Origin of the sequence: Bacillus fungorum, assembly GCF_002746455.1 — a bacterium.
In the GTDB taxonomy this organism is placed as follows: domain Bacteria; phylum Bacillota; class Bacilli; order Bacillales; family Bacillaceae_G; genus Bacillus_A; species Bacillus_A fungorum.
In genome coordinates, this window is the sequence record NZ_NWUW01000011.1 from 1 (window position 1) to 16,415 (window position 16,415).

Annotated in this window: 8 protein-coding genes and 1 pseudogene; 3 read left to right on the top strand and 6 right to left on the bottom strand. The window is 34.2% G+C overall.

The window, feature by feature from the left end:
* Positions 1-160 precede the first annotated feature (160 nt).
* Together CO726_RS16520 and plcR are read right to left on the bottom strand one after the other, a co-directional pair.
* Positions 161-307, bottom strand: coding sequence for a quorum-sensing peptide PapR (locus tag CO726_RS16520; RefSeq protein ID WP_000734736.1), 147 nt, complete (start codon positions 305-307; stop codon positions 161-163).
* 83 nt (positions 308-390) lie between these two features.
* Complete coding sequence (gene plcR / locus CO726_RS16525; protein WP_099684979.1) at positions 391-1,248, bottom strand: transcriptional regulator PlcR; 858 nt, start codon at positions 1,246-1,248, stop codon at positions 391-393.
* A 168-nt stretch (positions 1,249-1,416) separates the two neighbouring features.
* On the opposite strand from plcR, the pseudogene CO726_RS32475 reads away from it, so the two are divergent.
* Positions 1,417-1,971, top strand: a pseudogene (locus CO726_RS32475) (M4 family metallopeptidase); the annotation flags it as partial.
* A gap of 15 nt (positions 1,972-1,986) precedes the next feature.
* Here the strand turns inward: CO726_RS32475 and CO726_RS16540 are convergent.
* From CO726_RS16540 to CO726_RS16555, 4 genes are read right to left on the bottom strand one after another with little or no spacing between them, the layout of a single operon-like run.
* The gene (locus CO726_RS16540; RefSeq protein ID WP_099684981.1) at positions 1,987-2,589 is read right to left on the bottom strand and encodes a response regulator transcription factor; all 603 of its coding nucleotides are present in this window, start codon (positions 2,587-2,589) and stop codon (positions 1,987-1,989) included.
* Positions 2,586-3,716: an ATP-binding protein gene (locus CO726_RS16545; RefSeq protein ID WP_099684982.1), complete on the bottom strand. Its 1,131-nt coding sequence runs from the start codon at positions 3,714-3,716 to the stop codon at positions 2,586-2,588. The genes CO726_RS16540 and CO726_RS16545 overlap by 4 nt, the downstream gene beginning before the upstream one ends.
* On the bottom strand, positions 3,717-4,451 hold the full coding sequence (locus CO726_RS16550; protein ID WP_099684983.1) for an ABC transporter permease: 735 nt from the start codon (positions 4,449-4,451) through the stop codon (positions 3,717-3,719).
* Complete coding sequence (locus tag CO726_RS16555; RefSeq protein WP_099684984.1) at positions 4,448-5,350, bottom strand: ABC transporter ATP-binding protein; 903 nt, start codon at positions 5,348-5,350, stop codon at positions 4,448-4,450. Before CO726_RS16555 ends, CO726_RS16550 begins: the two co-directional genes overlap by 4 nt.
* Before the next feature lie 157 nt (positions 5,351-5,507).
* Here CO726_RS16555 and map point away from each other — a divergent pair, with 157 nt between their 5' ends.
* Entirely contained in the window at positions 5,508-6,302 is a 795-nt protein-coding gene (map, locus tag CO726_RS16560; RefSeq protein ID WP_002096176.1) for a type I methionyl aminopeptidase, read from the top strand.
* Between the two features lie 818 nt (positions 6,303-7,120).
* Positions 7,121-16,321 (top strand): SpaA isopeptide-forming pilin-related protein, encoded by a 9,201-nt coding sequence (locus CO726_RS16565; RefSeq protein WP_136699688.1) that lies wholly within the window; start codon positions 7,121-7,123, stop codon positions 16,319-16,321.
* The last annotated feature ends 94 nt before the right edge of the window (positions 16,322-16,415 follow it).

The window sequence follows — 16,415 nt, forward strand, 5'->3', positions numbered from 1 at the left end:
GACCAAACTTCTCTCGCTAAAGAAAGTTGGCCTATATTTAACTTACCAAATTACAGATGAAATAGAAAGTGAAAATGTCACCTTTTAGGTGACATTTTCATTGACAAAATCTTTTTTCAACAACGTGAAAAAACAACCGTCTAAGTAAGACGGTTGTTTTTTAGTACTCAAAAGGTACATCTGAAGCTACTTGTATCTCTTGATCATTATAAGAAATTACTTGGTTTTTCTCTAAAACTGTATCTCCTAATGAAATACCCCATGCCATCGCTAACGTTAATAGACTACCAATAAGTAGTTTCTTCATATTCCATCACCCGCATTTTTTCTTTAAATATATCATGAAAATTTATCCACATCTTATGCAATTATGCATATTTATTTATTTTTTTATTTATTCATTTTTTTTATAATTGATTCTTTTAACGTATGGTTTCCTAATATATCGAAAAAGAAGCACGCTTTTTCGTAAGCATCTTCAATTTCTGCTCTATCACACTCGAGCTTTTCTAGGCATTCACCTTTTCGATAATATAACTGTCCAATCAATGTCATACTATTAATTCGACACGATAGTTCAATGGCTTTATTTGCGTGACAAAGCGCTTCTTCGTATTGATTGTCTAAGTATAATGCTTTTGCATGATTATGTCTTACCTTCACATCAAACTCTTTATTATCATGTAATACCTCTAATTGTTTTAATATATTTTCATATAACTTAATACTCTTCTTAAAATGGCCATTTTCAGCGTAAATGTTTGCAATTGCGTTTTCAATATAAAGGTTCTGATATACATCTATTCCTGCCAATTGTTGATTGAGCAATTTCTTTAATTCTAAAATACAATATTCATAATCGATTTTTTTCAATATGTAAGCAGCTACATAATATTGCCATTGAAGAAATTGCTGAAGCTCGGGATGATATTCTTCCTTTTTCAACTCATTCCATACTTTATTATAAATTTCTTTATATTTCTTTTGCTTACAAAGCATAATAATTCCATCTTTTAACTGCTTATTCCTCTCAATATCAGAATAAATGAGTACCTCATAAAAATGAATAATGGGAACTTGTAACTTCGCTGCAATACCTTGCAATATATCCATACTTGGGTATACCGCGCCCGATTCAATTCGACTCACTTCCGATTGATGACATATGTTCTCGGATAACTGCTTTTGTGTTAATCCCCTCATTACCCTAATTTTCTTAATTTCACTTCCTAATTTTTCTGCGTGCATACTTACTCACCATCCCATTAGAACAATCTAATTTGTTAAGTTGTCATACCACTACAATAATGTGAATTCGACAATTTTTTACATGAAATAATGCATAATATATATAAAATTCGGCAAATTTTTCATACAATTCATCTCACATACAATAATAGATTAAGAATTTTATAAATAAATTATAGAAAACTTGCCCGTGCTTTCGTTACATTCGGTCTTCTTTATCCTTTATCAGCAGAAGCTATTTACACCCAAGAATTAGACAGAAATGAAGTAAAAGTTGAAATTGCTCAGCCTAGTTTAACAATTGAGAAATTAACACAACCTCAAAATGATACGAAAGAAAATATTGCGAAAAAGTATTTAAAAGGTGAGGTAAATGGGGCTAAGGCTCAACAAGAGCAAGTGACAACTGAAAAAAATGTAGACTTTCAACCTACCGATAAAGAAAATCAAACCGAATTTCGTCTTGCACAAATTTACAAAAACTATAAAGTACATGGTCAAGATCTCATTGTAAAAGTAGATAAAAATGGAGTTATTACAACTGTTAGTGGTAAAGTTGTCCAAAATTTAGACCAACAACCTAATCTTACTATAACAAATTTTTTGTCGAAAAATGAAGTAAAATCTAAATCACGCGATATACTTCAAATTCTGAGCGATGCGACTGTGACGAAACTCTCTATTGAAATACTTGTTTATAAGAAAAAAGAAGTTTACCACTCATAGGTAAACTTCTTTTTATATCCATCCCTTTTCTTCCGCAATTGTAATTGCCTCAATTCTATTTTTCGCATCAAGCTTCGTTAATACTTCAGAAATATAATTACGTACTGTACCCGGTGAAAGATAAAGTGCCTTCGCAATTTCATTTGCCGTCTTTCCTTCTTTCGCAAGTAGCAATACTTCTTTTTCGCGATCTGATAAAGGATTTTGCTCCTGCCATAAGCCGAACATTAAATCTTGAGAAATCTCTCGCTTTCCTTTCATTACATTACGAATCGATGCAGCTAAATCTTCACTTGGGCTATCCTTTAATAAATATCCGTGCACACCAGCTTTCATTGCTCGTTCAAAATACCCTGGGCGTGCAAATGTTGTTAAAATCATTACTTTGCATGCTGATTTTTCTTTCTTTAACGTTTCCGCAACATCTAATCCGCTTTGAATTGGCATTTCAATATCCATAATGCTTACATCAGGTTTTAGCGATTCAATTAGTTTGAGCGATTCTTCCCCGTTCGCAGCTTGCCCAATCACTTCAATATCATCTTCTAGATCAAGTAGGGCTCCTAATGCACCACGAAGCATCCGCTGATCTTCTGCAATAATAATTCGAATCATGCCCTCACCTCATCTTTTCCTGTTCGAATAACAACTGGAACTTTTACTATTAATAGTGTCCCTGGATTAATCGTACCCAGTTCAACAAATCCATCAATAAGAGCGATTCGCTCTTTCATGCCACGAATGCCATTTCCATCATGGTTTTGATTCGCTAAGCCAATTCCGTTATCTTCTACTCTCAAAATTAATTCACCTTGTGATTCTAGTACAGAAACAGTACAACGCGTCGCCTTACTATGCTTTACAACATTCGTCACAGCCTCACGTAAACACATTCCTACAATATTTTGTTCAATGGGTGATAACGAACTCGAACTTGCTTCCTGCTTTACTTCTAATTCAATATTAGCTGCTTGTAAGATCGCTTTTATTTGCTCAAGCTCTTCTTCTACTGTAATCATACGCATATCAGAAATTAATTCCCTTAGCTGCTTTAAAGCAGTACGAGATGTTTGTGTAATTTCCTTTGCTTCCGCACTTGCACGCTCTGGATTTTTCACAATTAACTTCTCAACAAGCTGGCTTTTTAACGTAATAAGAGATAACGTATGCCCTAACGTGTCATGAAGATCTCGTGCAATTCGCTGCCGTTCTTCCCGTTTTACTAAATCTTTAATTTGTTCGTTTGCCTCATTTAATTGATTTCTTAACATCTTTTTTTGATTAAAATTACGCATTCCAAATGGCGTAAGTAGCATTAAAATAAACATTGGAACGATATTCACTAAACTTGTAGTTGATAGTTGATTCATATTCACAAATATAAAAATTCCAAGCATTACAGCTAACAAACATAACAACACTCGAAACACTTTCTTATTTGGCGCAAACCCTATCGCACTTGCTGTGAAAAAACCAAAGAATATCATAAAGGCATTATAATAAAAAGCAAATAATAACGTCAGTATCATTTGAATACATGCCCATAAAACGAAAGTCTTATTAACAAAATAAAGTTGACGGTATGTGATAACAAAAAGTATCAACATACCGCTCCCTATTACAAGCTTCCATCCCGACGCTTGCGCTAAATGGTAAATTGGAAATAACAGATACACAAGCCACATATATGGGAAGAAACCCATATGTTTCGGAAAAATCTCAATCCTCTTCTTCTCTATCATCTATACCGCTTCCTGTCTTTTTCTTATATATATTGATATTACAACAAATATAAGGAAATAACCTCCTAATACCGCGATATTTTCCCAACCAATTGATTTTCCTGCTACAATATCCCATGCACCACTTCCGAAATGGTATGTTGGTGTCCATTCACCTATAGTTCTTAATATTTTCGGGAATACTTCGATTGGCATCCATAGACCACCAATTATAGCTAAGCTCATATTTAAAATATTCGCTAAGCCCGCAGCAGCATCCGCCTTCTTAATAGAACCTATTACTGTCCCTAACGCTAAAAATGGTGTCACACCTAACAACAACCATAATCCAGCACCAATCCATTGCCCTACTGTTAACTCAACATGATTAATTAATATCCCTGCGATAAAGATAACTAAGATTGAAAAAGCATTCACTACAGTTTGAGCGATGATCTTGGCTGTTATATATGCCCCCTCTGGAAGTGGTGTAATTTTCAACAAATGTGTCCATCCTTGCCCCTTTTCCTGAGAAATCCTTACACCGAAACTAAAGAGTGCCGTCCCTACAATACTGAACGTCGCCATTGAGATTAAATAATGTGCTTTCCACGCATCTCCGTTTTGTGGCACTTGAACAACATTTGTGAAAATGTAGTAAAACATAACTGGCATTAGTAATGAGAAAAAGATAAACAATTTATTACGAAACGTACGTAAAATTTCTATTTTGCATTGCATCCATAAAGCTCTCATGCGATTTCCCCCTCCTGATTTGCGATAAACTGTTCAAATGCTTCATCAAGGCTTCCACGTTCAACTGAAACATCTGTTACAGATAAGTTCTTTTGATAAATTGCTTTTAAAGTTGCATCCGTATCTTCAGTTGTTAAAGTGAAGTGCCCTTCTTTTGATTGTACTTCTGTTACGCTTGGTAATTCTTTTAGTAATTTTGCAGGAATACTTTCCTTCGAATAAAACGTGATTGTTTTTCGTGAAATCGTTGCTTTCATCTCATCTGGTGTATCATCTGCGATAATCTTTCCATTCGCAAACAGTAAAATACGATCCGCCAATGCATCTGCTTCTTCTAAATAGTGTGTTGTTAAAATAATCGTTTTCCCTTCACCTGCTAACTTTCGAATTGTTTCCCAAAATGTTCTTCGAGACGTAATATCCATTCCAACTGTCGGCTCATCTAAAAATAACAAGTCTGGATTTCCCGCAAGTGCGAGTGCAAAGTTTAACCTTCTTTTTTGCCCACCTGATAATTTCTCACATCTTTGCTTTCGCTCTGATTCTAAATTTGATAACTGTAGCAACGTTTCTTTCTCTACCGGATTCGTATAATAACTACGGAATAACTCAATTGCTTCTTCCACTGTAATGCTATCAATGACACTTACTTCTTGTAACATCGCACCTAGGCTATTACGAACATCTCTATGCTTTGGACTTTTTCCAAATATAGAAACAGTTCCTTCAGTTGGGTCCTTTAATCCAAGCATCATCGACATCGTCGTTGTTTTCCCTGCACCATTCGGTCCAAGTAGTGCTACAATTTCTCCTTTATTCACATAAAATGAAACGTTATTTACTGCGTTTTTATGTTTAAATGTTTTAGAAACACCATTTACTTCAATAATCTTTTCCATCTCTCCACCCCCGCTGTTTCTTATATTTACATTGTACGTGTTGGAAAACTTAGGAAACAGTATGATGCGTCATGACATCGATATGACAATTGTCATGTATTCTTCATGAGAGGAATCAATCCGCATACTGCAAGCGAGTAGCAGGACGAAAATAAACATGATACAATCGGGTAAGATATATATTCGAGGAAGGACAGTGGTTTTCATGATTATTCGTAATGAACAAGATTTAGAAGGCTTACGAAAAATCGGCCGCATCGTTGCGCTTGCACGTGAAGAAATGAAAAAAGAAGCGAAGCCAGGTATGACAACGAAAGAGCTTGATTTGATCGGTAAAAAAGTATTAGATGAGCATGGTGCTATTTCTGCACCTGAAAAAGAATATGATTTCCCTGGTGTAACTTGCATCAGTGTAAACGAAGAAGTTGCTCACGGTATTCCAGGAGATCGCGTATTAAAAGAAGGCGACTTAGTAAACGTCGACGTATCTGCTGCACTTGATGGTTATTATGCAGATACAGGTATTTCATTTGTACTTGGAGAAGATGAAGCAAAAGAAAAGCTTTGCCAAGCAGCTGTTGATGCATTTTGGGCAGCAATGAAAAAGGTGAAAGCTGGTTCAAAACAAAACCAAATTGGTCGTGCTGTTTCAAACTTTGCACATAAAAATGGATACAATGTGATTCAAAACTTAACTGGTCACGGTATTGGTCTTAGCTTACATGAAGCACCAAACCATATTTTAAGCTACTTTGACCCAATGGATAATGCACTTCTAAAAGACGGTCTTGTTATCGCTGTAGAGCCATTCATTTCTATGAAAGCTGATCACATTATCGAACGTGGCGATGATGGTTGGACATTCGTTACACCTGATAAAAGCCTTGTTGCACAATGTGAACATACAGTTGTCGTAACACGCGGCGAACCGATTATTTTAACAGAAATATAATACAAAAAACGACTGTTTTGTAGAATAAATCTACAAAACAGTCGTTTTTTCATTTTTGGAAAATATATGAAACGTTGTTGAACTCTTTATCATTTAAGTATATAATCTTTAGCGGAGGTTATTCATGATTATCTTTAAGAGAAGATAACACCAGTATCAAAAGGGATATCTTCTTTTTTATTAGGTAAAGTAGCTTCAAAAATGACCGCAGTAATGGTTTAGTCAAATATTATAAACACCTTATATTCTACTAAATCCAAAAAGGAACTGTACCATCTTAACTTCGGTCCACAAATTGTACAGATCTCTAGACAAAAAGTTAATTTTCATAAATGTAATAAGTGATCTTCTTAAGATACAATTATCTCAATTCTATATTACATAAATGAATATTTTCAAAGTACATATTGTCTTCACCCTAACCAAAATTAACCCTATTAAGATTTTTTCCACATAACTTTAAAACCCAAAAAACTTTCAACTTGGGATACATTACTTTGGTTAGCATGTATCGTAAAACTTACCTTTATGACTATTCAGTTCATAACACATTCACAAGAAAATCTCTTGTATATAAAGGTCTGATATCATTCCTTTTATCAGCATACTTCCGACATTTTTTGTCGAATTATGTACATTCCAAATTTTTACGTTACATTATATATGCCTTTGATTAAACGTCTATTTTGTCAGAGAACGTACATAGAAACGGAGGGATCGTAGCAACAAATACTTTATAACAATTAACTTTTTTATATTCCATTTGTTCATATGGAATATATTCCTCAGTGAACAAATGAGTGTTCAAAGGAGGCAAAATGAAAAAACTTTTCAATATATGTTTAATTGTATTCGTACTATTTTCACAGTTTATTAGTTTCCCGTACAATCAAGCAAAAGCTGAGACTTTAAAGGAAACTTCATTATTTGACACTGTTGAGATGAAAGATGCAACGGATCACATTATTGACGAAGCAAAAAATCCTAACAACTTAATAAAGATAGGATCAACCATTCAAGTAGAATACGCTTGGTCAATAAAGGATCAACAAGTTGTACATGCAAACGATACAGCAGTACTTCAAATACCACTTGCATTAAAAGTATCTAAAGATTTGCAAGGAGATTTAGTAACAGATCAAAAAAATATTGGTCAATATTTTATAACAGCTAAAGATAATAATTTAAAACTAATATTTAATGATCAAGTAGAAAACTTGAAAGATGCTAAAGGAAAAATTAAAGTTGATACTGTGTTTAACCCAACTTTAAAAACTGGAGAAAAATCAGTTCAAATTGCTTTTCCTTTAGGAGCAATGGTTCAGGCTATATCGGTTCCTGTTCAGGTAGAAGATTCTAAAGAAGATAGCACCAAACAGGATACTAATCAACAAGCCCAAGATCCAGTAGCTAAACCTGTTATTAACAATCTGGAACAAAATCCAGCAACTAAAACTGCTACTGACAATCCGGAACAAAACTCAGCAACTAAAACTGCTACTGACGATCCGGAACAAAACTCAGCAACTAAAACTGCTACTGACAATCCAGAACAAAACTCAGCAACTAAACTTGCTACTAACAATCCGGAACAAAACCCAGCAACTAAAACTGCTACTGACAACCCAGAACAAAAGCTAGCAAGCGATCCTGCTGAAAGTACAAATTCAGGTCCAAAGCAAATAACAACAAACATTTTAACGGGTGTAAAATTGACGGACAAAGACGGAAAACCATTTACAGCGGATAACCGTCCAAGTACAGATTCCCCTGCCAACATTGAGTTTACATGGGAAGTTTTAAAATCGATGAATGTGAAAAGTGGAGATTACTATATTTTTGATCTTCCTAAACATTTTAAGATTTACAATACAATTAACAGTCCTTTATACGATAGTGAAAACAACCCTATTGGGAACTTTACTGTTACAACAGAAGGAAAAGTCACGATGACATTCAACGATTATATTGAAGGACATCCAGATGTTGCTGGTAACCTACAATTAAAGACAGAATTTAATAAAGCTGAAATTAAAGGTACAACAACACAAGAAATTCCTTTCCCAATTAAAGATAAAGATGTTTCTATTACAGTTGACTTTAAGCCCAATGTACAAACAGCTACGAACAAAAGGGGTTTACCTGATAGACCAATTAATACAAATGAAATTAATTGGACTGTAGAGATGAATAAAAAGAAAGATACTCTTAAAAAAGCTATTTTTAAAGATAACATCCCACAAGGTACAAGCTTAAATAAAGATTCTATTAAAGTTTATAATTTAGAGGTTGATATTAACGGGAACGTAACACGTGGTAAAGAAGCTGATCCTGCAGATTACAAGATCATTTCATCAGATAGTTCTAAATTAGAGATTTCTTTTAAAGATGAAATAAATAAAGCATACCAAATCGAATATGCAACAAAAATTACTGATGAAAGTGTAACCTCCTTCCGAAACGACGTTACGATTACAAGTAGCAATCAAAACCAACAAAAAGCAGATGCTACTGTCACAGTCTCTCGCGGTACACATTTAGACAAAACAAGTAAATATGATCCAAAAACGCAAACAATTGAATGGACAATTACTTACAATGGTGATCAAAGAGATATCAAAAAAGCAGATGCGGTTTTAAAAGATATTTTTGACGATACACATATACTAGATGAAACTTCTATCGTTGTGAAAAATGCTTCATATGATGATAAAGGAGAGCTTGTAACAGGTGATGTTGTTAATAATTACACTGTAACTAAGGAGAATAACGGATTTGATCTACAGTTTAATGAAGATATTAATAGCGCTTATGTAATCACCTATAAAACAAAACCAAATAATAAAGTTATAACTGATGGAAAAGTCAAAAATACAGTTACAGCTGATAATGGTTCAAGTAAAACAAATGAAGTTCAGTTTAAACAACAAAACATTATCAAATCCCATAAAGGTGATACAAACTATAAAGAAAAAACTACTAATTGGGAAATGAGTGTTAACAACAATAACTATGAACTAAATAACGCAGAGATTGTTGATACATTTGGAAATGAAGGATTACAGCTACAGAAAAATACATTCCAAATTAAAGATGGAAATACAGCCTTATTTGAAAACCATGACTATATATTAGTTGAAAATGAACCTAAAAATGGATTTACTGTAAAATTAATTGGTAATTATGCAAAAACAACGAGCTCATTAGTTATTTCGTATAAAACAACTTTCGATTATACAAAATTACCAAGTGATAAATCATCGTTTGATAATTTAGGTACATTAAATTGGATTGATGAAAAAAGTGAAAAACAATCAAATATCTCTAAAGATACATTTGATCCAGACCGCTTTACAAAAGATAATGGATATAAATATGGTTCTTATAATGCCCAAACGAAAGAGATTACTTGGATAATAGGATTCAACTACAATAACATTTTCATTCAAGACCCTTCTGTTATAGACGTATTAAAGGATAACCAAAAATTAGTTCCTGGATCTATCGAATTGCGTCACATGACTGTAAATAGTGGTTCTGAGCAAGTGGCAACTGGTGATGCCGTGGCACCTAAAGAATATGAACTTGAAGAGCCTACAGACAAAAATAAAAACACTCTAAAAGTTCATTTCAAGCATTCTATTAATTCACCTTACTATATTATCTTTAAAACAAGCCTTGATGGTGAGCTTATCCAAAATTACTACGACAACGAGGCTGATTTAAAAGATGGTTCAACAATTGTCTCCACTCTTAAAGGTGGTACGCAAGTAAATAAAGGTGGTAGTTTCGTTACAAAGAAAGCTATACAAGACGACAACTACATTAATTGGAGTATTGCAATTAACGAAAGTCAATCAACCATTGCTGATGCTGTTGTAACGGATGATCCAACAGATAATCAGGTGCTTGTGGAAGATTCATTCCACTTATATCCTACAACTGTTGATCTATATGGGAATTTAACAAAAGATACAGCAAATGAATTAAAACAAGGAACAGACTATAAGTTAACGATCACAACAGACAATAATACTGGAAAGCAACATTTCGAAATTGCCTTCTTGAAAAAAATTGATCGAGCTTATATTTTAGAATACCGTTCACTTATTAATGCCGATGATAAAGAAGAAGTAAGCAATAAAGCAAAGATTGCAGGCAATAAGTTAACAGTACAAAATACAGAAACAACCGAAACGATTGAAGTACGAATGTCTTCTGGTTCAGGTGGAGGATCTGCTACTAAAGGCCGTGGAAACCTTGAAATTATAAAGGTGGATGACGACAATAAGAACGCACCATTGGCCGGAGCAGAATTTACTTTATACGATCGTATAGGGAAAACTGTTATCCGTAAAATAACAACAGACAAAGATGGTATCGCTAAGTTTAATAATTTAAAACGCGATAAATATTTATTAAAAGAAACAAAAGCTCCTGAAGGCTATGTAATTAGCTGGGAGTTAAAACAAGGTAAAATTGTTGAACTTGGTTCACAAGAGACTACAACATATACACTTGCAAATAAGAAATTTGTCGGGAAAGTAGTTTTAACAAAGTCTGATGACCTGAACCAAAAAACAACACTGCAAGGTGCTGTTTTCAGATTACTTGATAAAGACAAAAAAGTAATTTCAGAACACGAAAAATTAACAACAAATGATAAAGGACAAATTACTGTAGATAATTTAAAGCCTGGAACTTACTACTTACAAGAAACAACTGCTCCTGAGCATTATAAATTAGACAGTACACCTATTCAATTCACAATCAAAGAAGATCAAACGACTATAGTATACCGAACTGCAACAAATAGTTTAATTCCAGGATCGGCCATTTTAACAAAAGTCGATAAAGACGGAAAAACTTTAGCAGGTGCGGAGTTCAGTGTAAGAGACCAGAATAACATAAAAGTTCCTGGATATGAAAAATTAACGACAAATGACCAAGGACAAATCGAAGCAAAAGATTTACGTCCTGGAGACTATCAATTTGTCGAAGAAAAAGCACCTGAACATTACGACATAGATAAAAAACCTATTAAGTTTACAATTGAAAAGAGCCAACAGAAAGCAGTTACTGTTACTGCAACGAATCACCTCATTAAAGGTGGCGTCACTTTAACAAAAACTGATGATATCGATGGTACAGCTCTTGCAGGTGCTGTATTTAAAATTGTTGATACAAATGATGAAAAGAAAGTCATTCGCGAAAATGTAAAAACTGGTGCAGATGGTAAAGTAACTGTTAAAGACTTAGAGCCTGGTACGTATAAATTTGTTGAAACAGAAGCTCCTAAGGATTATGTGTTAAATGCAAACCCTATCGAGTTTACAATCGATAAAAGCCAACAGTCTCTTGCTACCGTTACGGCAACAAACAGTTTAAAAACAGGAGAAGTCGAATTATTAAAAGTTGATGAATTCGGTGATAAAAAACCTCTAAAAGGTGCCGTATTTAAAATTGTCGATGTAAATAATAATGATGTTCGTACTGACTTAACTACAGATGCTGATGGAAAAACAAAAGCTGATAAGCTACGTCCTGGTAACTATAAATTTATTGAAACAAAGGCTCCTGAGCATTATGTACTAGACGAAACACCGATTCCATTTACAATCGATAGAAGTCAAAAAGAAACTCTGCTTGTGAAAGCTGAAAATGCTTTAAAACCAGGAGATGTTGAATTAACAAAAGTTGATGATATCGATGGTACAGCTCTTGAAGGTGCTGTATTTAAAATTGTTGATGCAAATGATGAAAAGAAAGTCATTCGCGAAAATGTAAAAACTGGTGCGGATGGTAAAGCTATCGCTACTGGCTTACGCCCTGGCGATTATAAATTTATCGAAGTAACAGCACCGAAGTATTACGACAAAAATACAAAACCAATTAAATTTACGATTACAGAAAGTCAAACAACTCAGGCTACTGTTACTGCTAAAAACAGCTTAACAAAAGGCGGTATTGAGTTAACAAAAGTGAATGCTGCAGATGAAAAGGAAACACTTGAAGGTGCTGTATTTAAAATCGTTAATAGAGATACTAATGAAGATGTTCGTACGGACCTTGTTACGAATAGTAAAGGAATGCTAGTTGTAGATGACTTACGTCCTGGTAACTATAAACTTATCGAAACAAAGGCTCCAACCTATTACGATGTAAATGTAGAACCAATTGAATTTACAATCGAAAAAGGACAACAAAAACTCCTTCCACTTACATTTAAAAATAGTTTAACGAAAGGAAAAGTTAAACTTATTAAAGAAGATGATGTGGAAAGTAGTAAAGCTCTTGCCGGCGCTGTATTCACATTGCAAGATACAACTGGCAAAGAAATTATGAAAGATTTAACAACAGATGATCACGGAGTATTAGTTATTCCTGATTTAGCACCAGGGGATTATCAATTTATCGAAACAAAAGCCCCTGAACATTATAAATTAGATCAAACACCTATTAAATTCACGATTAAAAAAGGTAGCAAGGAAGATCTTCCTCTCCCTGTTACTGTAACAAATAGTTTACTTACAGGTGGCGTCACTTTGACAAAAGTAGATGATGTTGATGGCACTACGCTTGAAGGTGCGGAATTTATCATTGTGGACGCTCATGACACTAAAAAGGTAATTCGTAAAGACTTAAAGACCGATGAACACGGTAAAGTTACCGCTTCTGATTTACGTCCTGGAGACTATCAGTTTGTTGAGGTAAAAGCTCCAAAAGACTATGACTTAAGGAAAGACCCTATTCCGTTTACTATCGGAAAAAGTCAAACAGAAAACATTAACGTTACCGCTACGAACAGCTTAACGAAAGGTGGCGTCATTTTAACGAAAATTGATGACATCGATCGTACAATGCTAAAAGGTGCAATCTTTAAAATTGTTGATATGGACGGTAAGGATGTTCATACGAATCTTGTTACAGATAAAAATGGTAAAATTTCTGTTTCTGATTTACGCCCTGGAGACTATCAGTTCATTGAAACAGCTGCTCCTGAACACTATGTATTAGACAAAACACCGATTCCATTTACAATTGAAAGAAGTCAAACGAAGAAAATTACTGTTACAGGTAAAAACACGTTGAAAAAAGGTAGCGTTGAATTAACAAAAATTGACGATATTGATACTGATACGAAGCTCGCTAATGCTGTATTTAATTTATTAGATGCAGACGGAGAGATAGTTGAAGAAGGCTTAAAAACAAATGCTGAAGGAAAAATTGTTGTTGAAAATCTACGTCCTGGTACGTATCAATTCGTTGAAACAATAGCTCCTGAACATTACGATTTAAATAAAAAACCGATTGAATTTACAATTAAGAAAAGCCAAACTGAAACTCTTCATGTTACGGCTAAAAACGCTCTAACAAAAGGCGGCGTTGAACTTTCTAAAGTAGACGACGTCGATGGTACTAAACTTGAAGGCGCAGTATTTAACATTGTTGATATGAATGGTACTGTAATTCGCAAGAATCTTACTACCAATTCACAAGGTAAAATTAGCGTTCCTGACCTACGTCCGGGTGATTATCAATTCATCGAAACGAAAGCTCCGAAGCATTACGTTTTAGATGAAACACCAATCAATTTCACTATTGAAAAAGGACAGAAGAAAGCTATTTCTTTAACTGCTAAAAATAACTTACAACAAGGTAGTATCGAACTACTTAAAGTAGATGATCTAAACAATCAAATAAAACTTTCTGATGCGGTATTTAATTTACTGGATCAAAATGGTAAAGTGCTTAAAACAGATTTAAAAACAAATAATGAAGGAAAAATCGTTGTTGAAAACTTACGTCCTGGTACGTATCAATTTGTCGAAACAACGGCTCCGAAACATTATGATTTAGACAAAAAGCCAATTGTAGTTAAAGTTGAAAAAAGCCAAAAAGATATTGCTACTGTTACTATGAAAAATAGTTTAACAAAAGGCGGCGTTGAACTTTCTAAAGTGGATGACGTCGATGGTACTATTCTTGAAGGCGCAGTATTTAATATTGTTGATATGAATGGTACTGTAATTCGCAAGAATCTTACTACCAATTCACAAGGTAAAATTAGCGTTCCTGACCTACGTCCGGGTGATTATCAATTCATCGAGACAACGGCTCCGAAACATTACGATTTAAATAAAGAACCGATTCCTTTCACCATTGAAAAAGGACAAGCTGAACCGATTTCTGTTACTGCTAAAAATAGTTTAACAAAAGGTGCGGTAGAGCTTTCTAAAGTGGATGATATCGACGGTACAGCTCTTGAAGGTGCTGTATTTAAAATTGTTGATATGAACGGGAATGACATTCGCACTGGCATTACAACAGATGCGAAAGGGAAAGTTTCTATTTCTGATTTACATCCTGGAGACTATCAATTTATTGAAACAACAGCTCCGAAGCACTATACACTAGATGCTAAACCGATTAAATTTACAATTGAGAAAAGCCAAGCAGAGAAGTTACAGGTCACTGCTACGAACAGCTTAATTGAAGGTGCTGTAGAGTTAATTAAAGTGGATGATATAAATCCAGATACAAAACTTTCTGATGCAGTATTTAATATCATTGATGCGAAAGGTAAAGTTGTTCGCACGAATTTAACTACTGATAAAGATGGGAAAGTTTCTGCTTCTAATTTACGTCCTGGAGATTATCAATTCGTGGAAACGAAAGCTCCGAAAGATTACGATTTAAATAAAACACCGATTCCTTTCACTATCGAGAAAAGCCAACCAACTCACCTTTCTGTTACTGCTAAAAATAGCTTAACTAAAGGTGGCGTAGAATTAACGAAAGTTGACTCTTTAGATGCGAAAGAAACGCTAGAAGGTGCGGTATTTAAAATTACTGATATGAACGGTAATGATATTCGTACGAATTTAGTTACCAATAAAGACGGAAAAATCATCGCTAAAGACTTACAACCTGGAGACTATCAATTTATTGAAACGAAAGCTCCAAAACATTATGACTTAAATGAAGATCCTATTAAGTTCACAATTGAAAGAAGTCAAACAAAACATGTCTTCGTTACAGCTACTAACAGCTTAACGAAAGGTAGTGTGGAGTTAATTAAAGTGGATGATGTTGAAGAAAACACAACACTTGAAGGTGCAGTATTTAAAATTGTTAATAAGGATGGACACGATGTTCGTACCGATTTAACTACTGATAAAGATGGCAAAATCTCTGTTTCTGATTTACGTCCAGGAGACTATCAGTTCGTTGAAACGAAGGCTCCTACTGGATACGATTTAAGCGCTAAGCCAATTCCTTTCACAATTACGAAAGGACAATCTCAAGTTACTTCTGTTACAGCCTTAAATAGTTTAACAACAGGTTCAATGGAGTTAACTAAAGTTGATATTGATCACCATGGAACACTTGAAGGTGCCATTTTCAATATTTTAGATCAAGATGGAAAAATAGTACGAGAAGATTTAAAAACAGATGGGCATGGTAAATTAATCGTAAATGATTTGAAACCTGGTAATTATCAATTAGTGGAAACAAAGGCTCCTACTGGCTATCAATTAGATGCATCACCAATAAGCTTTACAATTGAAAAAGCTCAAGCTGCACCACTACAAATTACAGTTTCAAATAAAAAGATTGAATCTTCATCAGGTGGAGATGATAAACCAATCACTCCTCCGAATAAAGAAGAAGAAACAGGAAAAGAAACTTCCGAAGAACTAGAAAAAGGAAATCCTGAAACACATGGTAAAGAAACTTCCGAAGAGCTAGAAAAAGGAAAAAATGAAACACATGGTAAGGAAACTTCCGAAGAGCTAGAAAAAGGAAAAAATGAAACACATGGTAAGGAAACTCCTGAAGAATTAGAAAAAGGAAATCCTGAAACACATACAAACAAACAGCAAGATGACCGAAATACGGGTAAAGAACTTCCAAATACAGGTCACAAAAAAGATCCTACCCAAACAGTAGGTATCATACTTCTACTAGCTGGATTGTTACGTATTTTAGCTACAAAACGAAAAAAATATTATTAATAGTTTTTCACACCCAATCAAATGAACGTTTGATTGGGTGTTTTTTTATGCAAAAAAAGAACGATACATAGAGTATCGTTCTTTTAACGGGGTG